We start from the raw sequence: 16,195 nt of genomic DNA on the forward strand, positions 1-16,195 counted from the left end.
GGGGCAGGAGAAGCGGGTGGAGGCGTACGTAGTGGCGCCGGGAGGAGAGGGAGGGGCGCTGAAGGAATACGTGAGGCAGAAGCTGCCGGAGTACATGGTGCCGTCGGTGGTGGTGGTGCTGGAGGCACTGCCGCTGACACCCAACGGCAAGGTCGACCGCAAGGCATTGGCTGCTACAGACCTGCGGTCGCGCGTTGCCATCGAGGCCTTCGTCGCGCCGCGCACGGAAGCCGAGCACGCGCTGGCGGGCATCTTCTCGGAGGTGCTGGGCGTGCCACGTGTCGGTCTTGATGACGACTTCTTCGAATTGGGAGGCCACTCGTTGTTGGCAACCCAGGTCGTGGCGCGTGTCCGTACATCGCTGGGCGTGGACATGCCGCTGCGCGCGCTCTTCGAGGCGCCCACGGTGTTGCGCCTCGCGGTCTGGTTGCAAGGCTCGGAAACGGGAGGGGCCGTGCGTGACTGTGTGGCATTGCAGCCCGATGGTGCCGGCACGCCTGTGTTCTTCGTGCACGCCGTCGGCGGCGCGGTGGGGCCGTATCGTGCGCTGGCTCGGTGCATGGGACGCGAGCGGCCTCTCTACGGCTTTCAGGCTGCGGGGCTCGATGGACGCGAGCCTCCTCTGGAGCAGGTGGAGGCGCTCGCCCGCCGCTACGTTGAAGCAATGCGCGAGCGTCAGCCCGAGGGCCCCTATGTGTTGGGCGGCTGGTCCCTGGGGGGCGTGGTGGCTTTCGAGATGGCGCGAGAGCTGGAGCGTCTGGGGCAGTCCGTGGCGCTCCTGGTGTTGCTGGATAGCTTCGCTCCCGACGAGAACGCGCCTACGCGGGAACCCGATGCGGCGTTGCTGCTCGCGGGAATGGCCATGGACCTGGCACGGACGGCAGGTGCCGAGTCCACCCTGCGTCCGGAGGCGCTCTCGGGCCTGACCGAAGAGGAGCAGCTCGCCGGCCTCGTCGAGCATGCGCGACAGGCAGGGTGGCTGCCTCCCGAGGTCGAGGCGTCAACGCTCCGCGCCTGGCGTGATGTGACTCGCGCGAACCTGCGGGCGTTGGCGGCCTACCGTCCTGGTCCCGTTCGGTGCCCCGTGTTGTTGCTGCGTGCGAAGGATGCGCAACGCTCCCAGGCGGTGGAGCCGTCCCACGGGTGGGCCCGCTGGGGGCTGTCGGGCCTCACCGTGGAGGACGTTCCGGGAGACCACTACAGTGTGCTCAGGGAGCCGCGGGTGGAGACGCTGGCGCGCCGCCTTGTCGAACACGTCGGCGCCGCCACTGGGCGGCACGATGCGGCGGGGCAGCAACGCGAGGGCTGAGCGAGGACTCCGCCTGAATGGCAGAGCCATGATGCCCGCTCACCAATGAATGGCGAGCCATCCACCAAGAGGTCCGGTGGATGGCCGGGGGCATGTCACGGGACGCTGCGGCTCGGGTTCAGCGGGGACGGGTTGTGCGTGGCTGGGGGGACGCTTCGGGCGCGAGCGCATCCACGAGTCCCTGGGCCACGGCGGCGGCGAAGGCTTCCAGCGTCCGCTGCTCGCGCCACCGTGCGACCTCCTCGAAGTCGAGCGCATGGTGGGTCTCGATGATGACGGAGGGGATGCGCGGCTTTCGAAGTACGAAGATCTGCCTGTGTGTGGGCTCTCGGGCCACGAACACGCCAGGCTGGGCGGTGTCGATGGCGTAGAGACCCTCGTAGTCCACGCCGTCATAGGGCGGGAAGCCCGCCTGGCCCAGCCTGCGCGCCAGGGCGCGGGCCAGTCCCGCGCGTCCAGTCTGGAGGAGCGCGGTGGCTTCCGCGGACTCGGACCAGAGCACGGTGAAGCCAGGGGCGGAGTCCTGCCGGTTGCACTCCTGGTCCGGATTTGGAGACCATGGCGTGGCGGTGCCTCGCGAGTCGGAGTGCAGGCTGAGCATGGCATGGGCGCGCCACCGCTCGGCGGCGGTGACGCGGGTGGGATAGGGGACGCGCTCGCCCGGCCTGCGACTCAGGCGCACCTGGAAGTGGCCGGTTGCCTCCAGCCGCTTCGCCAGGTCTTCCGCCACTCGGAGGGTAAAGGTCTCCTCGTCCTCGCAGGTGACGCCTTTGTTGCCGGTGTTCCCCTCCGCGCCGTGCCCCGCGTCCAGGTAGATGCGTCGCTTTCCAAAGTCCTTGGGGAAGCGCACCTCGGAAACGGTGAGGGGCGCGCCCGGAGCGGGCCATGTGGGAGAGGCAGCGACAGTGGTGGGCTCGGAAGAGGCAGCGGGCCTTGCCCACAGGGCGAGTCCCAGTCCCAGCAGCAGAAAGGTCTTCGGCATGGTGATTGAAATGCCCAAGAAAGGATCGTCGCTGCGTAGTCTCCCTTGTTGATGGGGTGGTGTGGAAGCCCACGTCGCGGTCTTATTCGACTCACTGAGTAGAACAACTCCTCATGAACCTGCGTCGGACTGGCATGCGAGTGTCTTCAACCGAGGGGGAAGGGTACAGGGCATGAAGACGATGCTGCTAGGTCTGTTGGTGGCCGCCGCTGGGGGAGAGCCGCCGCCGGCATACGTGCTGGGTTCCTCGGTGAATCTGCGGAAGGAAGCCGGCAAGACGGCGGAGGTCCTCCAGAAGCTGCCCATCGGGACGGAGTGCCGAACGCTGGAGTCACTCGAGGGGGGCTGGGCCCGGGTGCGCTGCGGAGAGGCGGAAGGCTTCGTGATGGGGGCGTTTCTGGGCCCCGAGAAGCCGTCGGTGGAGAAGCTCGCCGCGGAGGCCAAGGACCCGAAGCGGACGTTGCTGCAGCGAGAGGAGAGCGCCCTGCGTGCCGCCACGTTGGCTCCGGAGGACGCCGGCCTCCAGAAAGAGCTGGCGACGTTGTTCTTCGAGCGCAACCTGGAGGCCGTCGCGCGGCTGAAGAAGCCGAGCCAGCGGAGGCCGTTCGAGTTTGACTGCATGGTGGATGATCCCGAACGCTGTCTGAGAAGCACCAGTACGAGCTATGTTGATGGTGTCAAGGTTCGGGTGGAGATGAGAAGTGGGCTGTTCGTCATTGCCTTCGGCTCGGCCGACATTCTGACTGTCTATCGTGGGCGATTCCGATTCGACAACAGGCGTTTCGAAGAAACAGCGAAAGTACAGGTCAAGGGCGAGGTGTTGGAACAAGTCAGTTCGCCATTGACATCAGTGCTGGACAAGGCGCTGTTCTCTGGTGTCAGCGTATCTTCGGATGTTTATTCGAGACCTTCGTTCGGGCAATACGTTCTGGATGATGCTGAACTGGCCTTCTTTCGCTCGATTCCTAGCAAGTGGGCACTGTTATCGATGAAGGCGGAGGATGGCATTCCTCGGATGCGGTGGGATGCCTGCATGAAGCGCCCCTATCGCCTTGTCTTCGATCCGGACATTCACGGGCGCGTCCTCGTCATGATCGAAAGTGAGGGCGGGGGCTTGGAGTTTCTATGGGTTGCTGCTGTGTCGAAGAATGAAAATACACTTCGACTGACACTCGCGGATATCGACGGCGAGAAGACACGGCAGGAAAGCTTCAGGCTTCCAGATGCTGGTGGCGATATCGCATACCTGGGAGAGCTGGCGTGCACGCATGTATTTCAGAAGTACCCCGACCTCGGAGGGGAGTGTCTGGAGGGCGGGCCGTAGTAGTGCTCCAGTGCCAGGGGAGGCACTGAGGCGGAGCGACTGAACGTACTCGTGGGGGAGCGAGTCGTGTCTATACAGAGTTTGTATCGTGCTGTCTGGCAATATGAACTGCCAGAGTTGTTGTTGTCCGCGTTGGATGAATATCATATCCTGAAAGTTCCTCTCCTGGGACAGCACTATTCGGGAGGACCATCCGACTGGTGTGGGCGGACTGCCAGTGCAATGGCATATAATTATTATCAGGTGGTGCAGGGTGGTGGCTTTGTCTCGAGGTTCATCACCCATTGGGATGGAGGGAAGCCGGGGCACTTCGTGGACCTGAGATATCCAGGAGGGCAGCGAGCCTTTCATCGAAAGCCGAAAGGTCAGCCATACGGGATCAACCTGGAGGGATATTCAGTCTCAAACCGCTGGGCGAAACGGCGGAAGGCGCCCAACGTTGTTCCGCCGAAGTTCGATGAGGCTGATGAAGATTTCAGTGCGTCCGCGGTACTTGCTATGGCGTACTCGCATGTGTTGCCGTACTCGCTCCAGGAGCGACGAAGAATCGCAGCGAGGATTGTGAACGATCCTCGGCTCATCGAAGACAAGCTGTCGCTGATTCTCAAGGCGCTCGCGGCCAACAATCCGGTCATTTTTTATTCAGGATTTTCCGTTGCGAGAGATGCGCCCATTCATCTCATTCTGATTGTCGGATTCGCTTGGTTGGAGGACCGAACCGGCAGGCACCTTTGGTTGGTGGTCGCGGACCCGGCAACGCAGAACAACAAGGTTGGGGCCCAGAAGGGGACCCATCTCTTCTTTCCTCCTGATCCTGGCTCTCGGGAGGGCACGGACCTGGAGGCGCTTGCCAAGAAGCAAGTCACGGGTGAGCACGATCTCATCCGGGTGCGCAGGGGCGACTGGGCGAATGCGCAGGCGTCCGTAGTCCTGATTCGTGCCCGCAAGCTGTTCGAGGAGAACACCTATAGCGCGGTGCCTGACGACTTGTTCATGGACTACCGCCACGACGAGCACAAGGGTGGAGCCTTTCTCTACTCGCTCCGTCCTACCGTCGTCCCGGCTGGTTTTCTCGAAACCAACGTGATGCGCACGGTCGCGTATCCGTTCGACCACGGGGATACCCGCTTCCGGCCCATCAACTGTTATGCCCTCACGGAGACGGAGATGCCGCCCGGTGGGCTCTTCCCATTGGGAATGCGCCGGAATCTTCATTCGGGAATCCATCTGCCTGCGTCGCATTTCTCGGCGCGAGAGGGGACGACGAGCTCCGCAGCCGGGTCCGGCGTGCGAGAGGTTCGCTGCTTTGCCCCAGGTTACGTGGTGGCCGTCCGGCTGGCCCATGGCCTGCCTGCTCCCCTCGAAGAAAAGGAGCGTGTCGAGACGGGACCCGAGGCGCACGAGTTGGCCCGGGAATTCACGGGCAACCACAACTCCTTCGTCCTCGTCCGGCACGATGTCGAAGAGGTAGCGAAGACGGAGGGGCAGCCGCCGCGGCGTTTTACGTTCTACAGCCTCTACATGCACCTCGTTCCTCCGGACTGGAAGGACCCGGACACATACCGGAACGTGGACTGGTTGAAGCTGCTCGTGCGGCGCCACGGCGCGCTGACGGTGGTTGATCCGGCGCATGAGGCGTTTCGCCAGACACGGTGGTTGCAGGAAGCCCTGCCGGAGGCGGGAGCGGATGTCGTCGAGAAGAAGGGGGGAAGCTACTCCGTCGTGGGGACGGGATTGGGCGTGCCCGAGACACTGCGCCTGGGAGAGGCACAGGGGGATGATGTCCGAGCGCTCTGGAGGCCGGCGGACCAGGACCTGACGGGGATTCATGAAGCACTGCGCGAGGGGCGGATGGTGACGCTGCGTCACCCCTTGCTCAAACTGGAGGCTGGCGCGGTCCTTGGCTACGTCGACAGCAGGAGCAAGGCCATTGGGGATGGCTTCGTCCACTGGGAAATCCTGGCGCCCTCCGAGCCAGGGCAGCTCAAGGACTTCCTCGACTTCGCGAAGGACACGTTGGGGCTGGGCGACTTCTTCAAGGTCTTCGAGGAAGCAGACCAGAACAACTTCTTCGACCCGTCGAAGGGAGAACTCGACGCGCTGATGAAGCTGGCGCCCAAGTCGATTCACGCTGCGGGGAACCCCGAAGAGGAGTGCCTCGCTCGCTTCGAGCAGACGTATCACCACGGCGCGCTCAAGGAGATTCTTCGCTCACCTCGCGCGCTCGCGTTCTCGTCCGATGATGCGCCTGGTGATGCCGGCGAGCCTTCGTTTCCCGCGGAGCTTGTCATCACCAACTACAAGGACGCGCTCCCTGAGGGGACCTACTGGCTCAAGTTGACCTTCGAGCCTCCTTTGGGCGAACGGTACGTCGCTTACGATGGAAAACAGAGCCGTCTCAACGTGCGCTTGCCGGCTGGGGCTCGACGAATCTTCGTGGAGCCGGCCGACGGCTCCGGCTTTCTGCTGCAGGTGGGCGGCGGTGCTCAGGATGCACTCGAGCAGGAACTCCAGCACTTCAAGAGGCTGGCATCCGTCCGTTGGCGAAACGTGGTGCTCAGGCATCTGAACGAGTGGTTGCCGGAGAGCATCGTCGTTCAGGTGATGAAGCATCTGGAGATTCACGGTCAGCTTCGAATGGGGAGCCAGATCGCCGACATCCAGCAGCCGGACGAGGCCAAGAGGCTGCTGGGACGCTACGCGGAGGCAGTCGGATTCTGGGCCCACCCGGAGGAAGTACCCTTCCTCGGGCCCGTGGGGGACAACGGTGGCAAGAAGGCGCTTTTCGCAGCGGCGCCTGACGTCGACCAATTGCCCGCGAAGGGGCTGGTCGACAACCCGCACCCAGTCACCTTCGCCTGGCTCCTGATGCTCATGGTCCGGCATGGTCTCGTCCGGTTCTCGGACCTGCCGGCTTGGCGCCCGAGCAACTCGAAGGACGTGATCGCGGTGGGGTGGCTCCCGGCACGAAGCGCTCATCCCGCATACCGGGTGGGGGAACTCCTGGACGTGGGGGCCGTGGTGCGCGGGAGCGGAGACGACGAGGTGGAACTGCATGTGCTGCATGAGGGCACACGCTGCTTCATCGCGAGCGGAAGTTGCGCCGAGGGTGCTTTCTTCGCGCAGGTGGAGTTGCCGGGTTGGGGGGCCTGCACGCTCGACATGCCGGGTGCCCGGCTTGTGGGAACCGCGACATTGGAGGTGCTCCCGCCGGTGTTGCTGGGTGGGCGCGAGTCGGCGGAGGTTCCTGGGAGCCAGGTTGTTTCCTCGGCTCGTTACGCTCCCGAGTCTCACAAGGATGGAACGTTCTCCTGGCGTATTCCCTTCAGGGAGAACTGCCCAAAGCTTCTTCGGGGTTGGGTGCTTCTGAGCGCATGGGCAAAGGCCACGAAACAGGAAGGGCTGCACCCGGAGGCACCTGCGTTCGAGCTGGCCCGTGTGGCCATCCCCGTACAGGGGCGGGAGGACTCGGCGTTCAATGAGGCCTCCGGACTCCGCGTCGTTGACGGCTTCATTCAAAAGGGGGCGCTCAAGAAGCTGGAAACGTATGTGACGCGGCACTTCACCTACCGCGCCTTCTTGAAGGCCGCTGCTTCCAAGGCAGAGCCTCCGTTGGCCTGGGCGCTCGTGGAGGCGGTGGAGCGTGTCCAGTGCGCGTATTCAGAGAAGCAGTTGCTGGCGTTGTCCGCGCTGGCCGAGGACGGATTGTCCATCGTGCTCACGGCCACGAATGCCCGGCGGTTGAAGGATGCCGCCGAGAAGGTTCGAGAGGATGGCTGGTTCACCGCCTTGGAGGACGCGGCCAAGGGGGCGATTCGCGTCCGAGTCCCAGCGCCAGCGGAGGGACGTCATCCTGGTGAGCTTGTCATCCGGTTCGACGCCAGCGCTGCTTTCTCGGAGCTGCGGAAGGGCATCCCAGGTACCCATGAGGTCCATGTGAAGTTCGGCGCGTTCTTCTCGAACGGGGGAAGCGCACGGGACTCGCGTCTGGTGACGGCGGATACGCTGGGGAGCCGGTGTGAACCTGTGACGCTCGACGCGCTGCGGAGCGGCGCCAAAGCGGGGGCGCTGGAGGTGTGGTCCACCGAGGTGTCGGAGGTCCTTCACATCCCTTCGCTCGAAGCGCCCAAGGTCTTCGTCACCGCCCGGGGGATTCAGCTTTCCTCGCGGTTGCTGGGTGGAAATCGGACCTTCTGGGAGAAGGCTCGACCCATCATCAAGGTGGGCCACAGTTCCCTCGATGAAGCCGCCGCACGTCAGTCCGTCATCCAGAATGGGTGCGTGGTGCGGACCTTCGGGTTCGAGGATGCGCAGGTTCAGGGGCGAATTCTCATCCCGACCGCTGAGGTGGTGAACAAGCATGTGCCCCTGGGGCACGAACGGATCGACGTCCAGCCCGCGAAGGGCCGTGCTTACACCATGCAGCGCAACGCCAGGCTTGAAGCTCGGTCTCACTACCATGATGCCTTCAGCCTGAAGGTCGCCGTCATGACGGAGGCCGTCCCGGTGAGCAGACCCTTCCGATTGGAACTCGCCAGTCCGTCGCTGCCAGGCGGCCCGCCCGGGCTTCCGCTGAAGCTCAAGAAGGGCAGCGTTGTCTACAAACCAGAACGCCAAGGGCAAGGTCTGACGGACGTGGAAGGGGCGCTCCATGCGGACGTGGACCTCAATGACGTCGAGGCCGCGTTGGAGGGCGCCAGGGAATACGTGCTCCGTGTCGTCCCGATTCATCAGAACGACGCGGATCTTGCTCGGGAGCTGAAGCTCTCGTTGCCCGAGCGGATCGTGCCCCGAGTACACGACGACGTGCGGATTCGCCCCAATCTGTGGTGGTGGTCAGACGACCTGGGGGCCGTGCCCATGAAGGGGGAAGGGTGATGGCGGACACAGCCGTTGCTTCACAGTCACATGCTGGCGGCGAGCGCTTCGAACTCCGGCGTGAACCGGGAGCCGAGGGCGTCTTCTATCTCGTCGCGGTGGCTCCCACGGAGCTCAAGCTCTCCCTGAAGAGCCACCGGGCCGTTCAGGACAGGATTGCCTTCATCCTGGAGGGAACGCACAAGAACCTGCCGGCAGACACGGTCTGCAGCGTTCTGATCAAGACGCACGCGCGTGGGATGCCAGCGCGGGAGTACACGCTGGTCAACGTCCCACTGCGTGTCAATGGCAGGTCATGCACGTTGGAGTTCGAGGCGGACATCTACGAGGCGAGCTTCTTCGGCCGGGGCCACGCGGAGATGATCGTCGTCCCCGACTTCCCCTTCGCGCAGGAATGCTGCCTCGAAAAGCCCTTCGAGTTCGACATCCCCCTGGGGCTCAGGGGGCTCGACCTGAGCGTCCCTGTCCTGTTTGGCCGGCGGTTCCATTTGAAGCCGGAGATGGATGCACGTTTTACCGGCGCGACGCTTCGGCTCTCCATCTACCACTCCGTGGAGCCGAAGCGCGGCGTGGCGCCGAGGATGGCTTCAGAGGAACAGCGCTATGCCGCGCTGGAATGGGGCGCTTCCGACTTGGGCGCGAAGGATTGGCGAGTTGGCTGCGCCTGGAGTGGGGACGGTCTCCGATTGCCATGGCGTGAGCCCATTCAGGGCGAGTACGCCTTCGACCTGCGGCTCGAAGTGCTCCGAGACATCGAGGGGGAGACGCGGCCCTACGTGGTGTGGGATCTGCCAAGGGCATGCGTGTGCCCGAAGCCGAAGCTGACGGGGTTCGAATTCAAGCACCACGCGGTCACCGCGACGGTGGAGCATCTGGAGCCGGATTTCGAGCTCCCCCTGGAGCTGACCCACTGGCGGTACGAGGCTCAGACGCGAGGAGAGGCCCTGTCCTTCACCCTGATGGACCCCGTCTCGCGGCCGGTGTTGGTGAACGCCAACGAGAGGGGCCTGTTCCTACGGCAGTTTCTCGACGCTGAGGACTGGTTGCGCCGGAAGAGCTTCGCCTTGTTGCGGATTCCGCGCTCGTTGACGGGGACCGATGAATACGTGCCCATCCGCTCGGTGCTGGACTTCGATGAGACGCAATTCCTCGCGTTCGAGGACGAGGACCTGTGGCTGGAAGCCCCAACGTCGGCCAGGGCTCCCGCGAGGCAGAAGCAGGACCGGGTGCGCCAGGAGCTGGTGACGGCACTGGCCTCCAAGGAGTTGGCGGTCCGGCCTTCGCGCATGCCTCGCTTCGGGGACGTCTGGCTGGGGGCTCGCGACAACCACCTGCTCATCACCGTGAAGGTCATCGGGGATCTCGACTACTGGCGTGAGGCCTCGCCTGTTTTTTCGATCTGCGACGACCTGCGCCCCGTGGAGCCAACGGCCTCTCGGGAGACCGAAGTGCTTCGGTTGGAGGCGCGGCCCCTTGAAGGGAATCCTCGTTACTACGAGGCGCTCGTTCGATTCGACGATCCTCGAATCCGCCAGAAGGTCTTCATCCAGGGGCGAGTCTCAAAGCCGGATGCGCGGCTCTGGGACGAATTGGTGGCAGCGCCACCGGCCTTCTCCGTGGAGTACCCAGGTGTTCCCCAGCTCCAGGGACTTCGCGCCGAGTTCGTCCAGCTCACGGATGATACGTCCATCCTGGAAGTCCGCTGTCAGGCCCTCCACATTCCCAATGGAAAGGAGGGGGATGTCATCGAGTTCCGCCTGTATGAGTTCTTCGCGGACGTCGCGGAGCCCGTTGTCTTCGGTGCCGTGCCCTTCCGGTATGAGGTCGCGAAGGGGGCCGCGGGGCAATGCGACGCTCGTGGACGGGTGGTGGCGCGTCTCCGGGAGCCGGCGCTCGTCGAGCGGATGCGGCGCAAGGGCCGGTTTCGAATTGAAGCGCGCCTGGTGGAGCGGGCGAATGCCAACCACTCCAGCGCGCTTCCTGCCATCCACCTGGACCTGGAGGGAACACCGCGCCGCATCGAAGGCACGCTCATCTACGGCAGCCACCCGAATGTGACGGAGGCGTTCCGGAGGAAGGTGCTGATCATCGCCGAGCAGTTGGAGATGAATGCCGATGATTTGATGGCGTGCATGGCCTTTGAGACGGGCAATGCCTTCCGGGCCGACACGCCGAACCGGGCTGGGCATCAGGCGTTCGGTCTCATTCAGTTCACGGCCATCAACGAAGGAAAAGATGCGCTCGACATCAAGCTGTCCGCACTGGTGCGGATGAGCGCTGTCGAGCAGCTCGACTACGTCGCCAAGTACTTCCGCATGTGGAAGGCGCGGTCGAAGCTCCCTCTAGACAATCTGGGTGATGTCTACGCGTGCATCCTCTGTCCAGAGGCGCTCGGCAAGGACGCGTCCTTCGTCTGTTACGCCAAGGGGTCGAGGGGCTACGCGCCCAACAAGGGGTTGGACCGCGGTGGCAAGGGCTTCATCACCAAGGCAGACATCTTGGTTCCGGTGGAGCGGCACCTTCGTGAAGGCCAGAAGTTCCGAAAATAGAGACGTCTCCTTCAGGTGACAGCATGTTTCTCCATCCTTGTCTGAAAGACGGGTTACGCGAGTACATTGTCCTCGCGCTCCATGAGGGGCTGCCCAACGGGTACACGCTCGTGACTCCTGCGCGGGGCTGGGCGCTGGAGCGGAGACTGCGCCAGTTCGCGCAGGATTCATCCAACCAGCGGGCGATCCAATCACTGGTCTACAGCCATGGACACCGCAGCGGGATGCGCGCACCACTGCCGGTGGACGAAGTCGTGCGGCAGGCCGCGCTCCTTCTGGACTCGGGGGTCCTTCGGCTGGCGCAGGCGCCCCCGCGCGAGGCCGCCGTTTCGCCGTCATTCTCCGTTCCCCAGCCTGCGTGTGTGCCTGTTCCGGTGGAGGAGCCGGTCTGGCTACGGCTTCAGGTGGTGGACGACACCACCGATGTGCCCATTGCCGGCATCCAACTGCGCATCCAACTCGACGACCGGTCCGAGCATCAGGCCCGGACGGATTTAGAGGGCCGTATCGACCTGAAAGGCGTTCCGAAGGGGGGCGCCCACGTCCTGTCCGACCTGGAAGGAGCCACCGTGGACAACACGTTGGCGCTGGTGCGGACGGGAGGCCCCTGGTCCCAGCAAAAGCCCGCGAAGAGAAGTCAGCGGGCGAGGGTGGCCAGCGCGCCGCGTTTCCTCGCACGTGTCACCCAGCACCGGGTCATCGACGGAGAGACGCTGGAGAGCGTGGCGGAGATGTATGGCCTCACGGTGGAGGAACTCACCCGCTTCAACTGGAACACCACGGACGCGGCGGACATCGAGCGGCACCTCATCCTCGATGTGGGCTGCACGCGTAGGGGCTCGCGTGGGCAGTACGTCTTCACCCGAGAGGATGACCCCGGCATCCTCTACATTCCTCGTCCAGAGGCCGTCCCCCGGCTGTCTGTGGAGCACAGTCACATCCTGCGGGTGAAGCGCGTCCCGGAGCCGCGACGCTTCCTGTTCTCGCTCTGAACGCCACCTGCCCCGCAAAGACAACGGGCAGGTTCCCGAAAGAAGGGAACCTGCCCGTGTCACTTCCTATCGGCTGGAAGGCCGTGTGCTAGGCGCGGACCTCGGGGGCGGACTCGGCCGGCTTCGGCAGCGGAGCCTCCTTGCCCGGCTCACCGCCCGGGGTTCCCGTCACGCCGACGGGAGGCGTCTCCAGCGCCGCCTTCAGGACGTCGTCCATGTGGGTGACGAAGATGAACTCCAGCTCGTTGCGCGCCTGGTCCGGCACGTCGATCAGGTCCTTGCGGCACCGCTCGGGCAGGATGACCCGCTTGATGCCCGCCCGGTGCGCCGCCAGCACCTTCTCCTTGATGCCACCCACCGGCAGCACCAGGCCACGCAGCGTGGCCTCGCCCGTCATCGCCGTGTCGTGGCGCACGCGGATGCCCGTCAGGAGGCTGGTGAGCGCCGTCAGGATGGTGACGCCCGCGGAAGGCCCGTCCTTCGGAATGGAGCCCGCCGGGAAGTGCAGGTGCAGGTCCGTCTTCTCCAGGAAGTTCGGGCTGATGCCGAGCTGCTCGGCCTTGCTGCGCAGGTAGCTCAGCGCCGCCGTGGCGCTCTCCTTCATCACGTCGCCCAGCTGGCCGGTGAGCGTCATGCCGCCCTTGCCCGCCATCTTCGTCGCCTCGATGAAGAGCAGGTCGCCACCCGCCGCCGTCCAGGCCAGGCCCGTGGCCACACCCGGAACCTCGGTGCGCTCGGCGACCTCGGAGTAGAACATCTCGGGCCCGAGGATCTCCTTCACCCGGTCGGCGTTGATGGTCTGCTTCTCCGTCTTCCCGCCGGCCACCTCCACCGCCACGGCGCGGCAGATGTCCGCGATGCGGCGCTCCAGGTTGCGCACGCCGGCCTCGCGCGTGTACGCGGTGGTCAGCGTGAGCAGCGCCTCATCGGTGATGTCGATGTGGTCCGGGTTCAGCCCGTGCTCCTTGAGCTGCTTGGGCACCAGGTGGATGCGGGCGATGCTCTGCTTCTCCTCGAAGGTGTAGCCCGTCAGCTCGATGATCTCCATGCGGTCACGCAGCGGACCGGGGATGGGGTCGAGCTGGTTCGCCGTGGCGACGAACATCACCTTGGACAAATCGAAGGGCACGTCGAGGTAGTGGTCGCTGAACGTGTTGTTCTGCTCCGGATCCAGCACCTCGAGGAGCGCCGCGCTCGGGTCGCCACGGAAGTCGGCGCCGAGCTTGTCAATTTCGTCCAGCATCATGACCGGGTTCTTCGTGCCGGCCTTCTTCATGCTCTGGATGAAGCGGCCGGGGAGGGCGCCCACATAGGTACGGCGGTGGCCGCGGATCTCCGCCTCGTCACGCACGCCACCCAGCGACAGGCGCACGAACTTGCGGCCCGTGGCCTTGGCCACGCTCTGGCCCAGCGACGTCTTGCCGACGCCCGGCGGACCGACGAGGCACAGGATGGGGCCACGCATGTCGTTCTTCAGCTTGCGGACGGCCAGGTACTCCAGGATGCGCTTCTTCACCTTCTTGATGCCGAAGTGATCCTTGTCCAGCTGCTGGCGCGCGTTCTCGATGTCGAGGTTGTCCTCGGAGAGCTTCGCCCACGGCAGGTCGGCGATCCAATCCAGGTAGGTGCGCGCGACGGTGTACTCGCTGGAGGCCGCCGGAATCGTCTTCAGGCGGTTGAGCTCCTTGTTGGCGACCTTCTCCACGTCGGGCGGCAGGCTGGCCTTCTTCAGGCGCTCCTGCAGCTCGTCGAGCTCCTCTTCCTCCTCGCCCATCTCCCCCAGCTCTTCCTTGATGGCCTTGAGCTGCTGGCGCAGGTAGTACTCGCGCTGGGTCTTCGACATCTCGCCCTTCACGGCGGAGTCGATCTTGTTGGAGAGCTTGAGGATCTCCCGCTTCCGGTTGAGCAGCTCCAGCACGAGCTTCATCCGGGCCTTGAGGTCCACCGTCTCCAGGACGGCCTGCTTCTCCTCGATGGGCACGTCCACGTTGGCGGCGATCAGGTCCGCCAGGTGGCCGGGGTGGGTGATGCTCTCCACCAGCTCGGTGGCGGCGGCGGGCAGCTCGGGCATCAGCTCGATGACCTCGCGCGCCAGCTTCTTGAGGTTGATGCCCAGCGCCTCGACTTCCACGTTCTCCGAAGAGGTCTTGTCCTCCACGGCGTCCACGCGGGCCTTGAGGTAGGGCGCTTCCTGGACCAGCTCCACCACGCGGAAGCGGGCGAGCCCCTGCACCACGAGCGAGTAGTTGTCCTCGCCCATCTTCAGGAGCTTCACGATGCGGGCGACCGTCCCCATGGTGTAGAGGTCGGCGGCACCCGGATCTTCTTCTTCGGCGCGGCGCTGGGTGACGACACCGATGACCTGGTCGTCACGCACGGCGTCCTTGATCAGGGCGATGGTCTTCTGGCGGCCGACGGCCAGCGGAAGCACCCCGCCCGGGAAGAAGACACTGTTGCGCAGGGGGAGGATGGGAAGCACCTGCGGGATGTCTTCCTTGTTGATGAGCCCCGGAGGGGCCATCGCGGTGGGCATAGCGCTCGCAGCGGAGCCCTTCTTCTTCTCATCGGACATGAAATTCAGCCTTTTCCCTTCGACAACCAGTGAACATTTCCAGGTTTTCTGCGGCGGATGAACCAACGTAACAACCAAAACGGACATGGCAAACGCAGTGTGCGTTTTTCCGTCCCCCGTCACCTCTCCAGGGTTCCTCGGAAGTCTCGCGTCCGGACGTAGGGTGGGGCATGATCGCCCCCCTAGCATCTGACGCGGCGCCCCGCCGGGGTGCGCAGCTCTTCGAGAGGCCCCCCATGAAGCTCCGACCCTTCGCCCACCTGCTCCTGCTGCCGTCTCTCTTGTGGACGTCGTGCCGGTCGCCCGTCGACGAGCCGGGCTCCAATCTCCCCGGGAAGTGCGAGAGCGAGTCCCCCGTCATCGCGCCGCAGAAGACGGACATCCTCTTCGTCATCGACAACTCCGGATCCATGGAAGAGGAGCAGAACGCCATCGCCACCGAGCTGCCCGCCTTCCTGGAGGCGCTGAAGGAGGGCAGCGGCGTCTCGCAGGACTTCCGGGTGGGCGTGATCACCACGTCCGTGTACCGGCTGGCCATGTTCCAGGGGCAGGAGCAGTACCGCGAGTACACCAGGGAGTCTGGCCGGTTGCAGCGCGTGCCAGACGCGGCGGGCAACCCCACCGACGAGCGCTTCATCGACGGCACGGATCCGTACGTGCTGGAGAAGTTCCGCCGGCTGGTGATCCAGGGGACGGATGGCAGCGGGCAGGAGACGCCCTTCGAGGCGGTCCGGCTGGCCGTGACGGAGCCGTTGGTGTCGACGCCGGGGGCGGAGAACGGCAATGCCGGGTTCCTGCGTGACGGCGCGCGGCTGCTGGTGGCGGTGGTCACCGACGAGGAAGACTGCAGCACCATGCAGCGTCCTCCGCCGGTATGGGTGTCCGACGACACGTCCATCGACAACTGCAGTGAGCAGTCCCATCTGCTGACGCCGGTGGAGGAGTACTTCGCCACGTTCCAGCAGCTTCGGGATTCAACGGGGGCCTCGCGTCAGGTGCTCTGGGCCACGATTGGTCCGGTGGCGCTGTCCGACAAGCGGGCGGAGCTGATCCGCGACACGACGCCCGACGGTGTCTTCGTGCGCAACGTCGACTGCCCGACCTCCTACGGTCCCGGCCACCGGCAGCGCGCCATGGCGGAGGCGTTCGACCAGGGGCTCGACAACCTCGATTCCATCTGCCGGGACAACTACCGCGACACCTTGCTGCGCATCGCGGAGCTGGCCACGGTGGCGCAGAGCATCGAGGTGGTGAACCTGCCCGACCCCCGGCTGGTCCAGGTGGAGCTGACGCGCGCCAATGACGAGGTGGAGCGGTGCTCGGTGGCCGCGGGCGACCTGCGCTACGAGGCGTCCACGGAGACGTACCCGGCCCGCCTGTTCTTCCAGTCGAGCTGCCTGCGCCGCGCGGACGACAAGAAGGTGGAAGTGAAGGTCCTCTGCGCCGGCTGATGCCCGGGTGAGCCCGCACCAGCGGGTCTGATCCACGCACCCACCGCCATGCGTCCCATGAAGGCGCATGTCAGACCTCCGAGGATAGTGGACGACCGCCCCGCCGGTCGTCCGGTCCGGAGGGGCCTGGCGAGGAGG

Annotated in this window: 8 protein-coding genes; 6 read left to right on the forward strand and 2 right to left on the reverse strand. The window is 64.9% G+C overall.

Going from position 1 to position 16,195, the window contains the following annotated elements; genetic code table 11:
* The coding region (locus tag FMP39_RS29495) for a thioesterase domain-containing protein (RefSeq protein ID WP_228558440.1) at window positions 1–1,309 on the forward strand (1,309 nt) is incomplete at its 5' end.
* A gap of 118 nt (window positions 1,310–1,427) precedes the next feature.
* Here the strand turns inward: FMP39_RS29495 and FMP39_RS29500 are convergent.
* On the reverse strand, window positions 1,428–2,291 hold the full coding sequence (locus FMP39_RS29500; protein WP_194858608.1) for an N-acetylmuramoyl-L-alanine amidase: 864 nt from the start codon (window positions 2,289–2,291) through the stop codon (window positions 1,428–1,430).
* Window positions 2,292–2,463: 172 nt separating this feature from the next.
* Here FMP39_RS29500 and FMP39_RS29505 point away from each other — a divergent pair, with 172 nt between their 5' ends.
* From FMP39_RS29505 to FMP39_RS29520, 4 genes are all read left to right on the forward strand, one after another.
* Window positions 2,464–3,615 (forward strand): SH3 domain-containing protein, encoded by a 1,152-nt coding sequence (locus tag FMP39_RS29505; RefSeq protein WP_228558441.1) that lies wholly within the window; start codon window positions 2,464–2,466, stop codon window positions 3,613–3,615.
* Between the two features lie 66 nt (window positions 3,616–3,681).
* On the forward strand, window positions 3,682–8,493 hold the full coding sequence (locus FMP39_RS29510) for a hypothetical protein (RefSeq protein ID WP_228558442.1): 4,812 nt from the start codon (window positions 3,682–3,684) through the stop codon (window positions 8,491–8,493).
* Window positions 8,493–11,042: a hypothetical protein gene (locus FMP39_RS29515; RefSeq protein WP_141593441.1), complete on the forward strand. Its 2,550-nt coding sequence runs from the start codon at window positions 8,493–8,495 to the stop codon at window positions 11,040–11,042. Before FMP39_RS29510 ends, FMP39_RS29515 begins: the two co-directional genes overlap by 1 nt.
* A 224-nt stretch (window positions 11,043–11,266) precedes the next feature.
* Window positions 11,267–12,034 (forward strand): LysM domain-containing protein, encoded by a 768-nt coding sequence (locus FMP39_RS29520; protein WP_228558443.1) that lies wholly within the window; start codon window positions 11,267–11,269, stop codon window positions 12,032–12,034.
* An 88-nt stretch (window positions 12,035–12,122) separates the two neighbouring features.
* Here the strand turns inward: FMP39_RS29520 and lon are convergent, their stop codons facing one another.
* Window positions 12,123–14,606, reverse strand: coding sequence for an endopeptidase La (gene lon / locus FMP39_RS29525; RefSeq protein WP_141593443.1), 2,484 nt, complete (start codon window positions 14,604–14,606; stop codon window positions 12,123–12,125).
* A 236-nt stretch (window positions 14,607–14,842) separates the two neighbouring features.
* Between lon and FMP39_RS29530 the strand changes: the two genes are divergently transcribed.
* On the forward strand, window positions 14,843–16,057 hold the full coding sequence (locus FMP39_RS29530; RefSeq protein ID WP_194858609.1) for a vWA domain-containing protein: 1,215 nt from the start codon (window positions 14,843–14,845) through the stop codon (window positions 16,055–16,057).
* Window positions 16,058–16,195 lie beyond the last annotated feature (138 nt).

It is taken from the genome of Myxococcus sp. AB056, assembly GCF_006547365.1.
Lineage (GTDB): Bacteria > Myxococcota > Myxococcia > Myxococcales > Myxococcaceae > Myxococcus > Myxococcus virescens.

Bases quoted from the DNA above. Each gene is read 5' to 3' on its own strand.
- FMP39_RS29500 (WP_194858608.1), bottom strand. From the start codon at position 2,291: ATGCCGAAGACCTTTCTGCTGCTGGGACTGGGACTCGCCCTGTGGGCA.
- FMP39_RS29505 (WP_228558441.1), top strand. From the start codon at position 2,464: ATGAAGACGATGCTGCTAGGTCTGTTGGTGGCCGCCGCTGGGGGAGAG.
- FMP39_RS29515 (WP_141593441.1), top strand. From the start codon at position 8,493: ATGGCGGACACAGCCGTTGCTTCACAGTCACATGCTGGCGGCGAGCGC.
- FMP39_RS29520 (WP_228558443.1), top strand. From the start codon at position 11,267: ATGCGCGCACCACTGCCGGTGGACGAAGTCGTGCGGCAGGCCGCGCTC.
- lon (WP_141593443.1), bottom strand. From the start codon at position 14,606: ATGTCCGATGAGAAGAAGAAGGGCTCCGCTGCGAGCGCTATGCCCACC.
- FMP39_RS29530 (WP_194858609.1), top strand. From the start codon at position 14,843: ATGAAGCTCCGACCCTTCGCCCACCTGCTCCTGCTGCCGTCTCTCTTG.